This window comes from Pseudarthrobacter sp. NPDC058329 (assembly GCF_042879835.1).
GTDB lineage: Bacteria > Actinomycetota > Actinomycetes > Actinomycetales > Micrococcaceae > Arthrobacter.
On record NZ_JBHVZR010000007.1, the window covers coordinates 112,376 to 128,526 of the forward strand.

Here is a 16,151-nt window from a genome sequence, read left to right on the forward strand (position 1 = left end):
CCACACCCCCCCACCGTTTTTGTTTCTTTTTGTGGGGGGGTTGTTTTTTTTTAAACCCCACCCTCTTGGGGGGGCGGGCCCGGGGGGCCGGGCCCCCCACCGGGGGGGTGGGCCCCGCCCCTCCCGTGTCTGTTGGTCCAAGTGTTGTGGTGCGAACGGTCAGGGTTCGAAGTGTGCTGCGTCCGCCGGAGCCAGGGCCCGGTGGATGCTGGTGAGATGCCCGGGCATCAGCTCCGGAAGTTCATGCATGCCGAACCAGCCGACGGCCAGCGATTCGTCGTCATTGACCCGGGCAGTCCCGGAGACGTAGCGGCAGCGGAACACCACGTTCAGGAACTCGCACACGTCGCCGTTGGGATACGTGACTGGACCCACTGCCCCCACAGACACCACGCGCTCCGGTTCGGCCACTACCGCCGTTTCCTCAAAGATCTCCCGCACCAGGCCGCGTGCCGGCTGCTCCCCCGGCTCCAGCATCCCGCTGACCAGCGCCCACTGATTGTTATCGACACGCCGCGCGAGCAGCACCCTCCCGGAATCGTCGATCACCACGCCGCGGACGCCGGGGACCCAGAGCGGATCGTTGCCTATTTTCTTGCGGAGTTGCAGGACGTAGTCAGGTGCAGGCATGTTGCCAGCCTACCGAACTGATTGCCGGCCCTGCCCGCAAACCAAATGCGCCCCCCGGGCAGGTCCGGATCGGGGCGTACGCTGCGTCAGGCCGGAAGCAGCATCGCAGCCGTTGCTCCAGCGAGCATAAACGGACCAAAGGGAATGGAAGATTTCAGCGTCCCCCGGCGGGCCGCCAACAGCAGGATGGACCAGAGGCCGCCCAGGAGGAAGGCCAGGAAAGTGCCGGCAAACAGGTGCCCCCACCCAAGGTAGCCGAGGTAGATTCCCAGCACCCCGGCGAGTTTCACATCGCCGAAACCCATGCCGGGCGGGTAGGCAAACCGCAGTACGAAGTAAAAAACCCAGAGGATGGCGGCCCCGGCCACTACCCGCAGCGCCGGCTCAGCCAGAAAAGCGGCGGCGGAACCGGCCTTGCCTTGGTCCGCGCCGCCACCTGCTCCGGTAAAGGCTGCAGCCGCGAGGAGCAGGGCGCCGGCCACGGCGTAGGAGGGAAAAACGATACGGTTGGGCAGCAGGTGATGCCGGACGTCGATCACCGTCAGCCGGACGGCCATCACCGCAAAGTAAGCGCAGGCAGCAAGCACCAGCCAGAAGGCCGGCGGGGTGTGCTGCCATAGTTCGCCCAGTCGTTGGATCACCCTCGGATGCTACTGGATTTCCATTCGGGGATGCAGCGCCCGCGCGTAAACTGTGGATATGGCGACGTGGGACTCCCGGCACCGGACGGATCGGGACAGGACTTCAGCCGCCGCGGACCCGGCCCTCTTCCGGAACCTTTGCAGGTCCTCGCCCTGGAAATGGCAGTCCCTGCGCTTCGAGTATTGGGATGAGCCCTTCACCGATGCGCCCGGCCAGGCGGCGCCCCTGGTACGGGCATGGCTGCGCCGCCCGGGTGCACTGCGTCTTGAAACCGCGGACGGACTTGTCCTGCACAGCACCACAGGCATCAATGATTCCCGGGACGGCCTGTATGTCAGCGCCACTCGGAAGTCCTGGCTCCTGCCACCGCACCTGGTGACCCCCGTGTACGACGACCATGGCCTCGTCCGCCGGCGGCCCGAAGCGGCTTACGGCGAGCCCGGGTTCGGCAACGGGCGGTTCTCCGCTTCCCTGGACCCGGTGGAACTGGCCGGCAACGCTCCCGTACCGCTGGAGTTTCCCCATGCCAACGCCGTGGAAGTACTGGCACCCATCGGGGAAGTAAGCCACGAGGGGCGCCGGGCACTTGAGACGGTGGTCTCCCCCAATCCCGGGTATCGGCCCAGCGACCCGCAGACTCCTTTATGCCGCCAGGGCCGGACCAAAGTGCGGGTCGATACCGAAACCGGCGTCTGCGTCGCCTCCGAATGGCTCGGCGAGGGCCCAGTGGGTCCGGGGGCGGCCGGGTCCAGCCAGCCTCCGGCGGATGCGGGTGTGGCCTCCCGGGCGCACGAAGGCGACGGTACCGGCCACTGGATGCGTATCCTCGCCGTGGATGAGTACATGCTCGATGACTTGTTTGTGGCAGCGTCCTTTAACCTCACGGATGTCCGTGAACATATCGAGTGGCCGCTGGGCCTCAAGCTTCCGCCCGAAAGATAGCTCATCCCCGGCCCCGCCCGCACTTAAGGTTTCCTCAACCTGCCCCTTCCAGAATCTGGGGCATGACTATCGTTGCAGTGGAAGAGCCCCACGTCCTACCACGACGCCCAGGCAAGCTCATGCTCATTCCGGTTGCGCTCCTTCTAGCCATCGGCGCATCCATGGGGTACCTCTTTCTGACCACACCGCCAAAGCCCAGTATCCCTCTGGGTGCCTCCAGCTTGTATCCGGGCGGCATGGCCCAAATCAGCGCCATTGCCCCGCTGGAAGACGATGGCTGGCTGCCGCCCCAGAGGCGTGAGGTGCTGGCCCAGGCACCCTCGGAGGGAAATCACCGCGTCCGGGTGATGGTCCAGCTGACGGCGCTGGACAAGGCAGGACTGGGTTTCAACAGCACCGACTTCACGGTGACCGGGATCGGCGCCAGCAAGGTGCGCCCCGTGTGGACCTCAGCCGAATCCGCCCGGGTGGTGCAGGGACAGGCACTGGAGGCCACGCTGGTTTTTGAGCTGCCGGACCAGGCAATCGCCTTGGTGCTGGAAGGCCCCGAGGACACGCGGTTGTCGCTCGGACTGGCTCATCACGGCACGTAACGCTGGCCGGATGGCACCTGGCAAGGCCGCCCGCCCGACTCCGGCTTTTCCAAAGCTCCCCCAACAAAACTGGAAGTCAAGACCCACTCCTACTTGAAAGGCAATTAAACATGGACATCTCTAGAAGACAAGCCCTCGTTATGGGTGGACTCGCCGGCCTGGGCGTTATCGGCGCAGGGCTGGTGACGGCTCCGGTTTCCAGCGTGAGTGCCAAGTCTGCGAGCGCACTGGATGAGCGCCATATGCCCAGGCCCTACCAGAGCACGCTGACCATCCCTCCCCGGCTTTCGCCCTACAAGAGGGTGATTTTGAACGGGGAAACAACGCACTTTTACTCGCTCTCCCAGCAGCTGGGCACGGCCAAGATTCTTCCGAACCACACCACCCCCATCCTGGGTTACAACGGGATCTTCCCCGGCCCCACCATCAGGGTTGAGCGGGGCGTCAAGGCAGTGTTGAGGATGCGCAACCGGCTCCCCGCTACCCACCCGGAGCTCGGGCACACCCTGGCGATGTCCACGCACCTCCACGGTTCCGCTTCCCTGCCGCAGTTCGACGGCTATGCCAACGACCTCTGCCTGCCCGGTTTCGCCAAGGATTACCATTTCCCGAATTTCCAGCCGGCCCGCTCCATCTGGTACCACGATCACGCTGTCCATTTCACCGCGCAGAACGTGTACTCAGGACTGGCAGGCCACTACCACATCACGGATCCGGAAGAGAGGGAACTGCTCCCCCAGGGAATCTACGACGTCCCGCTGACCATCAGCGATGCGCTGTTCACCGCTGACGGAAAGCTGGGCTACGACTCCCGCAGCAACTCCGGCCTCTTCGGCGATGTGGTGCTGGTTAACGGGCAGGCCTGGCCGGTGATGAAGGTCCAAAAGCGCGTGTACCGCTTCAGGATCCTCAACGCTTCAGTTTCCCGGGGGTACCGGTTCCACCTCAGCACCGGGGACCCCGTCACCATGGTTGGTACCGACGGCGGGCTGATGCCTGTGGCGCAAACGGTGGCTGACTGGCGCCACGGTGGAGCTGAAAGATATGAGGTCCTCATCGATTTCCGCCATTACGCGACGGGTCAGAGGGTTGAGCTCCGCAACCTGTCCAACGACAACAACCGCGACTATGACCACACCGACAAAATCATGGCTTTCGACGTGGTGGACACTCCCGTTGATACGAAGGACCCGACGTGGAACCGCATCCCCACCACCCTCGTCCCCAGCGAGGTGATGGACCTCCAGACCGCCGCGGCCGTCAAGACCAGGCACTTCCGGCTCAAGCACCATGACGTCACCAACATTTGGAGTATCGATGACACAACCTGGGAAGACGTCATCGCCAGCAACTTCCGGAAAGTCATGGCCAACCCCGGGCTGGGAGACACGGAAATCTGGGAGTTTGAGAACAACTCCGGCGGGTGGAACCACCCCCTTCATATCCATCTCGTCGACTTCAAGATCCTCAGCCGCAACGGAAGGGCTCCCTTCGCTTACGAGGCGGGACCGAAGGACGTGATGTACCTCGGCGAGGGCGAAACGGTCAGGGCACTGATGAAGTTTGGGCCGCACCGGGGCCGCTACATGGTCCACTGCCACAATCTTGTCCACGAGGACCACTCCATGATGGCGCAGTACAGCGTTGGCCTGGGCACCGACGAGGAAGACCTGAACGATCCGATCCACGCGGCCAAGCCCGACTGGGATGAGCTGGAAGAAGCAGAAGAAGAAGCGGAAGAGGCAGCAGAAGAAGCAGCCGAAGCAGGAGCCTGACGGGCTGTGTACAGGAGGACTGCGTCAGCGGTATTTCTAGGCCTCCTCAGCCTGTTGGTTTTGCGGCTGTGGATCCTGGAGCCCACGGTGGTGGAATCCACCAGCATGGCTCCCACGATCACTGCCGGCAGCGTCATCTGGCTCGACAAGGTCAGCCCTGGCGTTGCCGGCATCCGGAGCGGGGACCTGGTGACGTTCCGCAACCCGGACGACGGCGCCATGATGGTAAAACGCGTCGTCGCCGTGGCAGGCCAGGAGGTTTCCATGCAGGACGGCGTCCTGCAGATCGACGGAACGGCTGTTTCCGAACCGTTCGTTGACCAGAGGACCATCGACGGGATGTACTTCGGCCTGGTGCGCGTGGGTGAAGGTGAACTCTTTGTGCTGGGCGACAACCGTGAGGAATCCATTGATTCCCGGCGCTTCGGTCCCATTCGCACCGATGCCGTGGAAGCACGAATCATGGGTATCCGCTAGGCTTCCGGAATGCCCGACCTTACCGCCATCTGGCCCCTCTTCGACCTCACCTTGACGACGCCACGACTGGTGCTGCGCCCCATCGCTGACCCGGATATCCCGGATGCGGTGGCGGCCGCCGCGGGCGGCATCCACGAAGCCGGCAGGAACCCGTTCAGCACCCCGTGGACGGAAATTTCGGCGGATGAACTGGGGCACAACATGGCCCGCTGGTACTGGCGTTGCCGCGCGGAGTGCACCCCCGAGTCCTGGACCCTGCTCCTTGGCATCTGGCACGAGGGCACGTTCGTCGGATGCCAGGACGTCGGCGCCAAGGACTTCGCCAGGCTCAAGACCGTCAGCACGGGATCATGGCTCACGCAGTCCGTGCAGGGCCGCGGCCTGGGCAAGGAGATGCGCGCCGCCGTCGCTCTCTACGCGTTCGACTGGCTGGGCGCAGAAGTAGCCGAATCCGAAGCGGCCAGCTGGAACGAATCCTCCCTCGGTGTCTCCCGCTCCCTCGGCTACGAACAGAACGGCATCACCCGGAAAGCCTGGGGCGACAAGGTCCAGACAGTCCAGCACGTCCGCCTCACTCCCGGAACGTTCAAGCGCCCCGACTGGACCCTCGAGGTACAAGGCCACGAACGGGCGGCGAAGTTTCTGGACATCAGCTAGGGCCGTGGCCCGGCGAACGGGACCACGGCCCTTGGATCAGGTGGGTTAGCCCTCGAGCAGTTCCGTTACCAGGGCTGCGATTGGGGAACGCTCTGAGCGGGTCAAGGTGATGTGGCCAAACAGCGGGTGACCTTTCAGGGTTTCGACGACGGCGGCGATTCCGTCGTGGCGCCCGACGCGGAGGTTGTCGCGCTGGGCGACGTCGTGGGTCAGGACGATCTTTGAGTTCTGGCCGATGCGGCTCATGACCGTCAGAAGGACGTTTTTCTCCAGCGACTGGGCCTCGTCAACTATGACGAAGGCGTCGTGGAGGGAGCGTCCGCGGATGTGCGTGAGGGGCATCACCTCGAGCATGCCGCGGTCCATGACCTCTTCCACCACCTCCTGGCTGACGAGTGCACCGAGGGTGTCAAATACCGCCTGCGCCCAGGGGTTCATTTTCTCGGACTCCGAGCCGGGGAGGTACCCCAGTTCCTGGCCACCCACAGCGTAGAGGGGCCGGAAAACGATCACTTTGCGGTGCTCGCGGCGCTCCAGCACTGCCTCCAGGCCCGCACACAGAGCCAGCGCTGACTTGCCCGTGCCCGCCCGGCCGCCGATGGAAACGATGCCGACCGCGGGATCCATCAGCATGTCAATGGCGAGCCGCTGTTCCGCAGACCGTCCGTGCAGGCCGAACACGTCACGATCACCCTTGACCAGGCGGACCTGTTTGTCCGCCCCGACCCGGCCCAGGGCGGACCCCCGGGTGGACAGCAGGACCAGGCCGGTGTTGACGGGCATCTCCGCTGCCGCCGGGATGAACACGGGTTCGTGCCCGTACAGGGTGGCAATTTCCTGCTCCCCTGCTTCCACCTCGGCCACACCGGTCCAGCCGGAGTCCTTCACCAGCTCGTTGCGGTACTCGTCAGCGGTGAGTCCCATGGCTGAGGCCTTGACCCGCATGGGCAGGTCCTTGGAAACCACGGTGACATCCCGGCCCTCGTTCGCGAGGTTCTTCGCGACCGCGAGGATGCGGCTGTCGTTGTCGCCGCTGCGGAATCCCAGGGGCAGGACCTCGGCCGAGATGTGGTTCAGTTCCACCATGAGGCTGCCGCCGTCGTCCCCAATGGGAATCGGCTGGCTCAGGCCGCCGTGTTTGACCCGAAGGTCATCGAGGAGCCGGAGCGCCTTCCGGGCAAAGTAGCCGAGTTCAGGGTCGTGCCGCTTGGCCTCGAGTTCGGTGATGACAACAACTGGCACGATCACCTCATGTTCCGCAAAGCGCAGCAGCGCACGCGGGTCGGACAGCAGGACGGAGGTGTCGATCACAAACGTGTGGATGGTGGCTTCCCTTCCGGAGACAGCAAAACCGGCCGCAGCATCTTCTGCTGTGCCGGTCTTTGAGGTGGCTCGCGTGGCGCGAGAGGTAGCTTTCTGTCCCTGGTCGAAAAGGACCGCGGGCAGTTGTTCAGAAGTAGCCACATCGACTCCAGCCCCGGGCGCATGCCCGGATTTGTTAGTGGTGAGGCGGCTCGGCCACGAGGCCGGGTCCGGCCTCCCATACAACCGGTGCGATGTCTCGCTCCATGTACTGGCCTCCCCGATCAGCCGGCGGTTTGCCTGCTGATGGATATAACGTAAATCCCTCCGAAGTAATTTCCGCAACCATTACGCGGCGATTCATGTTGCCGCCGTGTGAACTGTCGGTAAACCCGGAAATGTCAGGAGCCGAAGCGCCGCTGCCGGCCGGCGTAATCGCGGAGGGCACGCAGGAAGTCGACTTTGCGGAAGGCCGGCCAGAGGGCCTCACAGAAGTAGAACTCGCTGTAGGCGCTCTGCCACATCAGGAACCCGGAGAGCCGTTGCTCACCGGACGTGCGGATCACCAGATCGGGGTCCGGCTGGCCCCGCGTGTAGAGGAACCGGGATATGTCATCCACGCAGAGGTCGTCGGCGAGCTTGCCGATGTCCGTGCCTTTCGCGACGGCGTCGTGCAGGAGCTCGCGCACGGCATCAACAATCTCCCGGCGGCCGCCGTACCCCACAGCCACGTTGACATGGAGCTTTTCCCGGACCGGCGTGCGTGCCGTGAGTTTGTTGAGCCGTTCCGCGAGATAGTGCGGCAGCAGCTCGGGAGCGCCCATGGCGTGCACCGATATGTTGGCGTCCTCGTCCAGGCGGTCCAGGGTGTTGGCAATGATGCCCATGAGGAGGTCGAGTTCTTCACTGGACCTGTTCATGTTGTCCGTAGACAGCATGTACAGGGTGACCACCTTGACTCCGAGTTCCTGGCACCAGCCGAGGAACTCATGAATTTTGTCCGCCCCCGCCTGATGGCCCTGGCTCGTGGGCGCATTAAACTGTTTGGCCCATCGCCGGTTGCCGTCCACCATGACGCCGATATGCCGGGGGATGCGGTCGCGCGGAAGATCCTTGAGCAGCCGGCGCTCGTAGAAGCCGTAGAGGAACCCGGGCAACTCCACGCGGTCTCTCACCTGACTTCCTTGCTGGTACGTTCGGCTTTGCACATCCTAGGCTACCGTCCGCCGGGGACACAGACGCTCTTCCGCGCCTGCGACGGGAGCCGGTTCTTCGTTACTCGGCAGTAACTTACCGTGCCGTAAGTTATTCTGGAGCCATGAACAGCGACACCCCGGACGCTCCCCGGACGCCGCAGCCCAAGGACAAACCAGGCGCAAACACAACAGCCATGGACGAGGCAGCGGTGCGTTTGGCCGAACTCCTGATGATCAAACCGAAGTGGCGCGGCTGGATCCACACCGTGACGGCTCCGCTGGCACTCGCGGCGGGAATCGTCCTGGTGGTGCTGGCCCCGACCGCCGACCGGAAGATTACCTCGGCCATCTACGGAGCCACCGGGGTGCTGCTTTTCGGTGTCAGTGCTGTCTACCACCGGGGCAACTGGTCCCCGCGGGTCAAGATGGTCCTCAAGAGGCTGGACCACACAAACATCATGCTGGTCATCGCCGGCAGCTACACCCCACTGGCCTGGACCCTGCTTGAACGGCCCCAAGCCGTCCTGCTGCTGTGGGTCATTTGGGCCGGCGCCATCCTTGGCGTGCTGTTCCGCTTGCTCTGGACAGAGGCGCCTCGCTGGCTCTACGTTCCGATCTACATCGCCCTGGGCTGCGGTTCGCTCATTTACCTGCCGCAGTTCTTCCAGGCCAGCGCCCCGGCAGCCATCCTCATCTGCGTGGGCGGCGCGCTGTACATCACCGGCGCTGTTTTCTACGCCTTGAAAAAGCCCAACTTCAGCTACCACCACTTTGGCTTCCACGAGCTGTTTCACGCCTTGACCGTGGTGGCCTTTGCAGCGCACTTCACAGCCATAGCCCTGGCGGTGCTGAGCTAGGCAACAAACTTGGGCCGGCTTCCTGCCGCTCGGCACCGAGGTGCCCGACCGTGCCGCCGGACAAGGACGGAGGCCGGAGTCCTTAGTGCCGGCGGTTCCCCGGATCGATGTCCGCCCCGCCGTCGGACGGATTCTGCCGGGAGTCCGCTGCCGCTGGACCTGCAGCAGGGCCTGCGGCTCCCAGGCCCGCCTCCGCGGCTTCCTCCGCTTCGACGTCGGCGGCAGCGGCTGCGGCAATGCGTTCCTCCTCCACCTGGGCCCGGTAGCGGACCCGCCGGATCCGGCGCACCATGTCCATGATCAGCAGTGCAGTGGCCACCACAAAAAATGCCGTCATGATGAATCCCAACAGGCCCGGTGTTACCTGGTCCTCGGAGATCCCCTCACGCAGGGAAGGTGTGGGCAGGGGCGAGGGGGTGGTAGCCAGGCTAAGGAGCAGACGATGCACGTTGAATACCTTCTGTGGAACGGTGTCAGCAGGCAGCAGATACGGCGGCCCGAACCCGGGCACCTCTTCTACGCGGCATAGAAATTGCCTGCCGCTTCTATCTTAGCCCCGCAAAGAGGTCCTTCTCCGGCAGCTCCGAGGGCACCCGGGAGCTGATGAGTGAGTAGTCTTCCCAAGGCCACGCCCTGCGCTGCATCTCCGGGGACACAGCAAAGAAGAACCCCAGCGGGTCCACCTGCGTACGGTGTGCCCGCAGCGCATCGTCCCGCACTTCAAAAAAGTCTCCGCAGTCCACCTGGGTGGTGGTGGGATGGGCTGCCGGCGCCGGAGTGTGGCCCTCGGCGTCGGACTCCAGCCATGCGGCGAGCCGTTCAGCATACGGCGACTGAAGGCCGGCTTCCTCAAGGGCGAAGTGCAGGGCACGGAAACGTTCCGGGCTGAAGGCCCGGTCGTAGTACAGCTTGCCGGGCTCCCAGGGTTCGCCCGCCTCCGGATAACGCGCCGGATCACCGGCCGCGTCGAAAGCCTCAACAGCAACCCGGTGGGCCATGATGTGGTCCGGGTGCGGGTAGCCGCCATTTTCGTCGTAGCTGAGGATTACGTGGGGCTTGAAGGAGCGGACCAGCCGCACCAGCGGCGCGGCCGCGTGGTGAAGCGGCAGGGTAGCGAAGGAGCCGACCGGCAGCGGCGGAAGCGGTTCCCCTTCCGGCAGGCCCGAATCCACAAAGCCCAACCACCGCTGCCTGATGCCCAGGATCCGGGCGGCACGTTCCATCTCCAGGCGCCGGGCACCGGCCATGTCCCGCCTGGGATGGGGCTCGTCTTCCACCGCCGGGTTCTGGATGTCCCCCCGCGAGCCGTCCGTGCAGGTAGCCACCATAACGTCCACCCCCGACGCTGCGTACATGGCCATCGTGGCGGCGCCCTTGCTGGACTCGTCGTCAGGGTGGGCGTGGACGGCGAGCAGCCGGAGCGGTGCGTGGGAGTTGCTGGACGCTGTCATTGGAGGACGGCTCCTTATTCTTCTTGCGGCTTGATGGCTGCTGAACGGTTTCGCTGAACGGGCGGGCGCCAAGAGGCCTGTTGTGCCGACGGCCGGGAAAGCTCCCACGGAAGGGGCACTAAACTGGTGTGGTGACTTCCCCGGACCAGCCGGCCCATGCCGAGCCCGCGAACACTAGCCTAGCCAATCGTTATGGCGCTAAAAAGCGCCGGTTCTCCCCCACCGCCAAGCGCGTGGGGGGAGGCATTGCCCTGGCCGCGGGAATCGGTTTTATGGCATGGGTCTCCACGTCGAATTCCCTCAACGACGTGAGCTTCAAGGACGTCGGCTATGTCACCACGGACGCCACGCTGGCCGAGGTGGACTTTCAGGTGACCAGGGAACCCGGAACACCGGTGCAATGTGCCATCAAGGCCTTGGACTCGAAATACGCCGTGGTGGGTTGGAAAGTGGTGGACATTCCTCCCTCAGAGGCGGACGGTACTGCCGATGGCGGGCGGACGGTGTCTCAGCGCGTCCCGGTCAGGACCGAGTCGCTGTCCGTATCCGGAGTGGTGGACAGTTGCTGGATCCCCGGTGACTCCGGCGGGTAGATGTGATCCGCACCATTTCGCCGTTGGGTTAAATCCACAGGTTTGACTACAATGGAGCAATACCTTTACCCCGCTGAGCTGGTTGCTGTTCCACAAGTGGCCACCGTGGCGGGGTCTTTTGCATGTAGGACCATAAGAGGAGAAGTCCGTGTCTACCACCAACAGCGCAGCTGCAGCCTGGCTTACCCAGGAAGCTTTTGACCGCCTGAAGGCAGAGCTGGACCACCTTTCCGGCGCTGGCCGGGCAGAGATCGTCCAGAAGATTGAGGCAGCCCGGCAAGAGGGTGACCTCAAGGAAAACGGCGGCTACCACGCGGCCAAGGAGGAGCAGGGCAAGATCGAGGCCCGCATCCGCCAGCTGACGGCCCTGCTTCGGGACGCCCACGTGGGCGAGTCCCCGGCAGATGACGGAATCGTGGAGCCGGGCATGCTTGTGGTGGCCAGGATCGCCGGTGACGAAGAAACCTTCCTGCTTGGTTCCCGCGAGATCGCGGGCGACTCCGATCTTGACGTATTCAGCGAGAAGTCCCCGCTGGGTGCAGCCATCCTTGGCCACAAGGAAGGCGACTCCCTGAGCTACACCGCGCCCAACGGCAAGGACATCAAGGTCGAGATCCTGTCAGCCAAGCCGTACGCCGCATAGCCGTAAGCCTTACAGAAATGCTGGCCGCCCCGAAAGGGCGGCCAGCATTTTTGTTTAAGGAGAAAAAATTCAGGACCGTGCGCCTGTTACTCCCCCGCGGGGCCTCAGGAGCAGCGCAGCCACCACTCCGCCGGCAGCACCGCCGAGGTGCGCCTGCCAGGAGACATACCCCGCTACGAAGGGGAGGACGCCCAGCAGAATGCTCCCATAGCCCATAAACAGGACAACCGCCAGCAGGATCTGCCGCCAGCTGTGGTTGAAAAAACCGCGCACCAGCAGGAAGGCAAACAGCCCGAAGACCAGGCCGGAGGCCCCCACGGTGATGCCCCCGTCACCGATCAGCCACACCGTCAGCCCGGATCCCAGCCAACTGAAGGCCAGTGCAGTCATAAAAACCCGCAGTCCGGACAGGAAGACCAGGAAGCCGAAAATTATCAGCGGCAGGCTGTTGGACAGCAAGTGGTTCAGGTTGGCATGCAGGAGCGGAAACGTAAGAATGTCCAGCAGCCCGTCGGCACTCCGGGGCCGCAGGCCGAACGTCCTGTTCAGCGAGCGCAGCATCAGCGCGTTGAACAGTTCGATCGCGAACAGCAGGGCCACAAAGCCGCCCAGCACCAGCAACCCGCCCTTCGCTCGGGCGGCAATGGTGCGCCGCTCCCCCAAACCTCCGCTGCCCATCAGTCCGGCCATGGTCTCTCCTAGTGCACCACGATGGGCTGGAAACCTTCGGCGCGAAGGGCGCTAAGGACCTGCTCGCCGTGCTGGTGGCCTTTGGTTTCCAGGTTGACGGTGATGGAAACATCGCCCATGCTGATGGACCCGCCTACCCGGGTGTGGTCCAGGCCGGTGACGTTGGCGTCGTTCTCCGCGATGATGCGGGCGATCGTGGCAAGCGAACCCGGACGGTCGTCCAGCATCATGCGGACGGTCATGTAGCGCCCTGCGGCCGAAAGGCCCCGCTGGATGACTTTAAGCATCAGCATGGGGTCGATGTTGCCGCCGGAGAGGACCACGGCCGTGGTTCCCGGGTTCTCGATCTTGCCGTCCATGAGGGCGGCCACGCCCACAGCGCCGGCCGGCTCCACCACCATTTTTGCCCGCTCCAGGAGGAAAATCAGCGCCCGTGCCAGGGAGTCTTCGCTGACCGTTACGACGTCGTCCACCAGTTCCCGGATGATGCTGAAGGGAAGCTGCCCCGGGCGTCCGACGGCGATGCCATCAGCCATCGTGGATACCTTTTTCAACGGCACGAGTGCATCGGCCGCGAGCGAGGGCGGGTAGGCCGCCGCGTTTTCCGCCTGCACGCCGATGATGCGGATATCCCGGCCCAGCTCCTTGGCCCGGGCCTTGATGGCGACGGCGACACCCGCCAGGAGCCCGCCGCCCCCTACGCCCATAAGGACGGTGTCAACGTTGGGCACCTGTTCCAGGATTTCGAGTCCCAGTGTGCCCTGGCCTGCCACGACGTCCACGTTGTCAAAGGGGTGGACGAAGACGGTTCCGGTTTCATTGCTGTACCGCTGCGCCTCGGCGAGCGCCTCGTCCACGTTGTGCCCGTGCAAAATGACTTCAGCCCCGTGACCGCGCGTGGCGGCCAGTTTGGGCAGGGCCACGCCCAGCGGCATGTAGATCCGGGCCTTGATGCCCAGGCTCTTGGCGGCTACGGCAACACCCTGGGCGTGGTTGCCTGCAGACGCTGCGACCACGCCGCGCTTCTTTTCTTCCGGGGACAAACGCGCCATCCGCACATAGGCGCCGCGGACCTTGAATGATCCCGCCCGCTGGAGGTTTTCGCACTTTAGGTAGACGTCACCTCCAACGAGCGCGCCAAGTGCCCGGGATGATTCCACCGGGGTCCGCGCAATAATCCCGTCGAGCAGCTTCTGCGCCGCCAGGACATCGTCCAGCGTGACGGGAAGGGTTTCAAGGATGTTCACGGACTAATCTCCTCTGGATTTCGGCCCCGGCGCCGCGTCGTTGGAACGGGCGTCAGGTTGTTCTGCGTCGGTGCTGGCTGCGGCGTCCTTTCCGCCCTTGAGGGCGTCCGGCGGGTCAACACGCGTAATGGTGTTGTCCGGGCCGGCGCTTGCGGCCACCGCGCCTGCAGGCGTTGCCAGCACCTGTTCATGTTCCCACGTTCTGGCAGCGATGTAGCGAATGGCCGAATTTGCGACGGCGAGGATGGGCACCGAGAACAGCGCGCCGGGAATCCCGGCAAGGTAGGAGCCGGCCGCTACCGAGAGGATCACGGCCACGGGATGCAAAGCGACGGCTTTGCCCATCACCAGGGGCTGCAGGATGTGGCTTTCCAGCTGCTGGACCAGCAGCACTATGCCCAGCATGATCAAGGCATTGATGGGGCCATTGGCTACGAGTGCAAGCAGTACTGCTATTGCACCAGTCACCAGTGCGCCGACAATGGGGATGAACGAACCAATGAACACAAGGACACTCAGCGGTAGTGCCAGCGGGACACCGATGATCGCCGCACCCACGCCGATGCCCACGGCGTCGACAAACGCGACAAACATCTGGATGCGCGCATAGCTCACCATGGACGCCCAGCCCTTGCGCCCCGCGCCGAACGTCGCCGCGCGTGCCTTCCGGGGCAGCAGCCGAACGAGGAAAGCCCAGATCCGGTCGCCTTCCAGCAGGAAGAAGATGAGGACGAAAAGGGCAAGGACCAGTCCCGCCGCGAAATGCCCCGCGGTGCTGCCGAAGGACAGTGCTCCGCTGAGGATACTGCTGGTGTTGTCCTGCAGCGCCGTGGTGGCTTCCTGCAGGTACTTGTCGATCTGGTCCGCCGTCAGGTGGAGGGGCCCCTCGGACAGCCAGTCCTGAATCTGCCGTATGCCGGTCAGCGCTTCAGTCCAGAGCTCCCCGAATCCGGCAACGAGCTGCCTGCCCACGAGCGCCAGCGATCCCCCGATCAGGCCCAGGAACCCCACCACGGTAATGGCAACGGCTGCCCCGCCGGGGACCCTGCCCCGTTTCAGCCAACTCACCACCGGGCTGAGGAGCCCGGCCAGGAGAGCGGCCACCATTACCGGGATGATGAGGAAGCTGATCCCCCTGAGCAGCCAAACCAGCGCGCCGCCCACAAGGAGGATGAGTCCCAGGCGCCATGCCCAGGACGCGGCGATACGCACGCCGTAGGGAATGTCCTTGTCCAGTTCCCGGTCGGTCAGGACCCGCAGCGGCGCAGTTCCGGTTGCCGGCGCAGCGGGAGGTTGCCGTACTGGCATGTGAGGCTCGGGCGGGACGGGGCCCTCGGCTGGGTTCATAGCCTAATAATTCCCCAGCCATGGCCGTATGGGAAACTGCTAACCGGCGGTGCCGGAGCGGTAGTCGATCCCCCATGACATGGTGAAGGACCCGCCCGGCTGCAACCAGCGCAGCCCGTCGCCGGAGTTGAAGGCATTGGCGGGACCGGTCATGGGTTCAACAGCGACAGCCCGGTTGCGGCCCGGGTATATCGTGCTGACGTAAACGTGGACGTACCGGCAGGATTCGTCCTGCCAGAGGCTTACCTCGCGGCCGTCCGGCGCTGCCAGGGTGTGCCGGGCCTTGCCGTCCTGGAAATGCAGGCCGGTCAAGGCAACGTCCACGCTCAGCGGCGCAATATGCAGCCCTGCCCGGAAGTCGGTGTCCCCCTGGACCGGTGCGCTGCTGCGCGGAATGAGGCGATCATCCGCCAGCAGCTGGGTGTCAGCGGAAACAGTCAGCACCAAATCCTCGACATCTGTGTCCCCGAGCCGGAGATAGGGGTGGGCCCCCAGGACGAACGGCGCCGGCGCCTTGGCATCGTTGGCCAGGGTCTGGCGGACCACCAGGCCGAGGTCCTCTGTAAGGAGGTACTGCACCCGGTGGCGCGCCAGGAACGGGTAGCCGTGCTGCGGAAAAATGGTGGCCTCAAGCGTAACCGAGTGCTCGGACTCGTCGACGAGCGCGTAGGAGGCGTTGCGGAGGAGCCCATGGCTGGCGTTATGGCGGGCCACTTCGGTGATGGCCAACTGCTGCTTCTTGCCGTCCAGGAACCACTGCCCGTCTTCTACCCGGTTGGCCCAAGGGGCCAGGGTGATGCCGCACCCGCCCGGCGGAATCTGGTCGTCGCCGTAGGTTTCCGTCAGCTGGACGCCTGCCCTGCTGAACAAGCGGAGCCCGGCGGCCAGTTCGGTGACCACTGCCAGGGCGTCTCCGCGCCGGAGTTCATACTGCCGGCCGGACGCGTATGCCCGATAGCCTGAAGCGACGCCGGTTTCGAGGGGTGCATCTGTAGTCATGAGCAATACCGTACAGCGCCGGTCCCGCTTCCCGCACGTCCGTCCTGTTCGGTTTTGTTTGGTTATATTCTTTTTTGGGCGAGTTGTGGCACAATGATGATAAGTTGCAG

Annotated in this window: 18 protein-coding genes; 8 read left to right on the forward strand and 10 right to left on the reverse strand. The window is 64.4% G+C overall.

Annotated features, from left to right (window positions below; all coding sequences use genetic code 11):
• Nucleotides 1-159: 159 nt before the first annotated feature.
• Nucleotides 160-630 (reverse strand): NUDIX domain-containing protein, encoded by a 471-nt coding sequence (locus ACFVYC_RS11565; protein WP_387549946.1) that lies wholly within the window; start codon nucleotides 628-630, stop codon nucleotides 160-162.
• An 86-nt stretch (nucleotides 631-716) separates the two neighbouring features.
• On the reverse strand, nucleotides 717-1,271 hold the full coding sequence (locus ACFVYC_RS11570; RefSeq protein ID WP_387549948.1) for a prepilin peptidase: 555 nt from the start codon (nucleotides 1,269-1,271) through the stop codon (nucleotides 717-719).
• A 58-nt stretch (nucleotides 1,272-1,329) separates the two neighbouring features.
• Between ACFVYC_RS11570 and ACFVYC_RS11575 the strand changes: the two genes are divergently transcribed.
• The 5 genes from ACFVYC_RS11575 to ACFVYC_RS11595 all read left to right on the forward strand — a co-directional run bounded on the left by ACFVYC_RS11575 (nucleotide 1,330) and on the right by ACFVYC_RS11595 (nucleotide 5,716).
• Nucleotides 1,330-2,214, forward strand: a complete 885-nt coding sequence (locus ACFVYC_RS11575; protein WP_387549950.1) for a hypothetical protein — start codon at nucleotides 1,330-1,332, stop codon at nucleotides 2,212-2,214.
• Nucleotides 2,215-2,276: 62 nt separating this feature from the next.
• Nucleotides 2,277-2,807 (forward strand): hypothetical protein, encoded by a 531-nt coding sequence (locus ACFVYC_RS11580; RefSeq protein WP_387549951.1) that lies wholly within the window; start codon nucleotides 2,277-2,279, stop codon nucleotides 2,805-2,807.
• Nucleotides 2,808-2,917: 110 nt separating this feature from the next.
• Nucleotides 2,918-4,582 carry a multicopper oxidase family protein gene (locus tag ACFVYC_RS11585; RefSeq protein WP_387549953.1) on the forward strand — a complete coding sequence of 555 codons (1,665 nt, stop codon included), beginning with the start codon at nucleotides 2,918-2,920 and terminating at the stop codon, nucleotides 4,580-4,582.
• 6 nt (nucleotides 4,583-4,588) lie between these two features.
• Nucleotides 4,589-5,059: a signal peptidase I gene (gene lepB / locus ACFVYC_RS11590; protein ID WP_387549955.1), complete on the forward strand. Its 471-nt coding sequence runs from the start codon at nucleotides 4,589-4,591 to the stop codon at nucleotides 5,057-5,059.
• Between the two features lie 9 nt (nucleotides 5,060-5,068).
• On the forward strand, nucleotides 5,069-5,716 hold the full coding sequence (locus tag ACFVYC_RS11595) for a GNAT family N-acetyltransferase (protein ID WP_387549957.1): 648 nt from the start codon (nucleotides 5,069-5,071) through the stop codon (nucleotides 5,714-5,716).
• 45 nt (nucleotides 5,717-5,761) lie between these two features.
• Here ACFVYC_RS11595 and ACFVYC_RS11600 read toward each other — a convergent pair whose 3' ends face one another.
• On the reverse strand, nucleotides 5,762-7,180 hold the full coding sequence (locus ACFVYC_RS11600; protein WP_387549958.1) for a PhoH family protein: 1,419 nt from the start codon (nucleotides 7,178-7,180) through the stop codon (nucleotides 5,762-5,764).
• Between the two features lie 239 nt (nucleotides 7,181-7,419).
• The gene (locus ACFVYC_RS11605) at nucleotides 7,420-8,181 is read right to left on the reverse strand and encodes an isoprenyl transferase (RefSeq protein ID WP_387550094.1); all 762 of its coding nucleotides are present in this window, start codon (nucleotides 8,179-8,181) and stop codon (nucleotides 7,420-7,422) included.
• Between the two features lie 227 nt (nucleotides 8,182-8,408).
• Between ACFVYC_RS11605 and ACFVYC_RS11610 the strand changes: the two genes are divergently transcribed.
• Complete coding sequence (locus ACFVYC_RS11610) at nucleotides 8,409-9,071, forward strand: hemolysin III family protein (protein WP_387550096.1); 663 nt, start codon at nucleotides 8,409-8,411, stop codon at nucleotides 9,069-9,071.
• An 82-nt stretch (nucleotides 9,072-9,153) separates the two neighbouring features.
• On the opposite strand, the gene ACFVYC_RS11615 is transcribed toward ACFVYC_RS11610, so the two are convergent.
• Nucleotides 9,154-9,519 (reverse strand): hypothetical protein, encoded by a 366-nt coding sequence (locus ACFVYC_RS11615; RefSeq protein ID WP_387549961.1) that lies wholly within the window; start codon nucleotides 9,517-9,519, stop codon nucleotides 9,154-9,156.
• A 97-nt stretch (nucleotides 9,520-9,616) separates the two neighbouring features.
• Complete coding sequence (gene mca, locus ACFVYC_RS11620) at nucleotides 9,617-10,522, reverse strand: mycothiol conjugate amidase Mca (RefSeq protein WP_387549963.1); 906 nt, start codon at nucleotides 10,520-10,522, stop codon at nucleotides 9,617-9,619.
• A gap of 131 nt (nucleotides 10,523-10,653) precedes the next feature.
• Between mca and ACFVYC_RS11625 the strand changes: the two genes are divergently transcribed.
• Together ACFVYC_RS11625 and greA are read left to right on the forward strand one after the other, a co-directional pair.
• Complete coding sequence (locus tag ACFVYC_RS11625) at nucleotides 10,654-11,115, forward strand: DUF4307 domain-containing protein (RefSeq protein ID WP_387549965.1); 462 nt, start codon at nucleotides 10,654-10,656, stop codon at nucleotides 11,113-11,115.
• A gap of 148 nt (nucleotides 11,116-11,263) precedes the next feature.
• Complete coding sequence (gene greA / locus ACFVYC_RS11630) at nucleotides 11,264-11,758, forward strand: transcription elongation factor GreA (protein WP_387549967.1); 495 nt, start codon at nucleotides 11,264-11,266, stop codon at nucleotides 11,756-11,758.
• Nucleotides 11,759-11,827: 69 nt separating this feature from the next.
• On the opposite strand, the gene ACFVYC_RS11635 is transcribed toward greA, so the two are convergent.
• The 4 genes from ACFVYC_RS11635 to ACFVYC_RS11650 are packed head-to-tail and all read right to left on the reverse strand — an operon-like array spanning nucleotide 11,828 to nucleotide 16,041.
• Entirely contained in the window at nucleotides 11,828-12,448 is a 621-nt protein-coding gene (locus ACFVYC_RS11635) for a rhomboid family intramembrane serine protease (protein WP_387549969.1), read from the reverse strand.
• Between the two features lie 8 nt (nucleotides 12,449-12,456).
• Nucleotides 12,457-13,695, reverse strand: a complete 1,239-nt coding sequence (gene ilvA / locus ACFVYC_RS11640) for a threonine ammonia-lyase (protein WP_387549971.1) — start codon at nucleotides 13,693-13,695, stop codon at nucleotides 12,457-12,459.
• A 3-nt stretch (nucleotides 13,696-13,698) separates the two neighbouring features.
• Nucleotides 13,699-15,042, reverse strand: coding sequence for an AI-2E family transporter (locus ACFVYC_RS11645; protein WP_387549973.1), 1,344 nt, complete (start codon nucleotides 15,040-15,042; stop codon nucleotides 13,699-13,701).
• Nucleotides 15,043-15,081: 39 nt separating this feature from the next.
• A complete protein-coding gene (locus ACFVYC_RS11650) occupies nucleotides 15,082-16,041 on the reverse strand; it encodes an aldose 1-epimerase family protein (protein ID WP_387549975.1) in 960 nt (319 codons plus the stop codon).
• Between the last annotated feature and the right edge of the window lie 110 nt (nucleotides 16,042-16,151).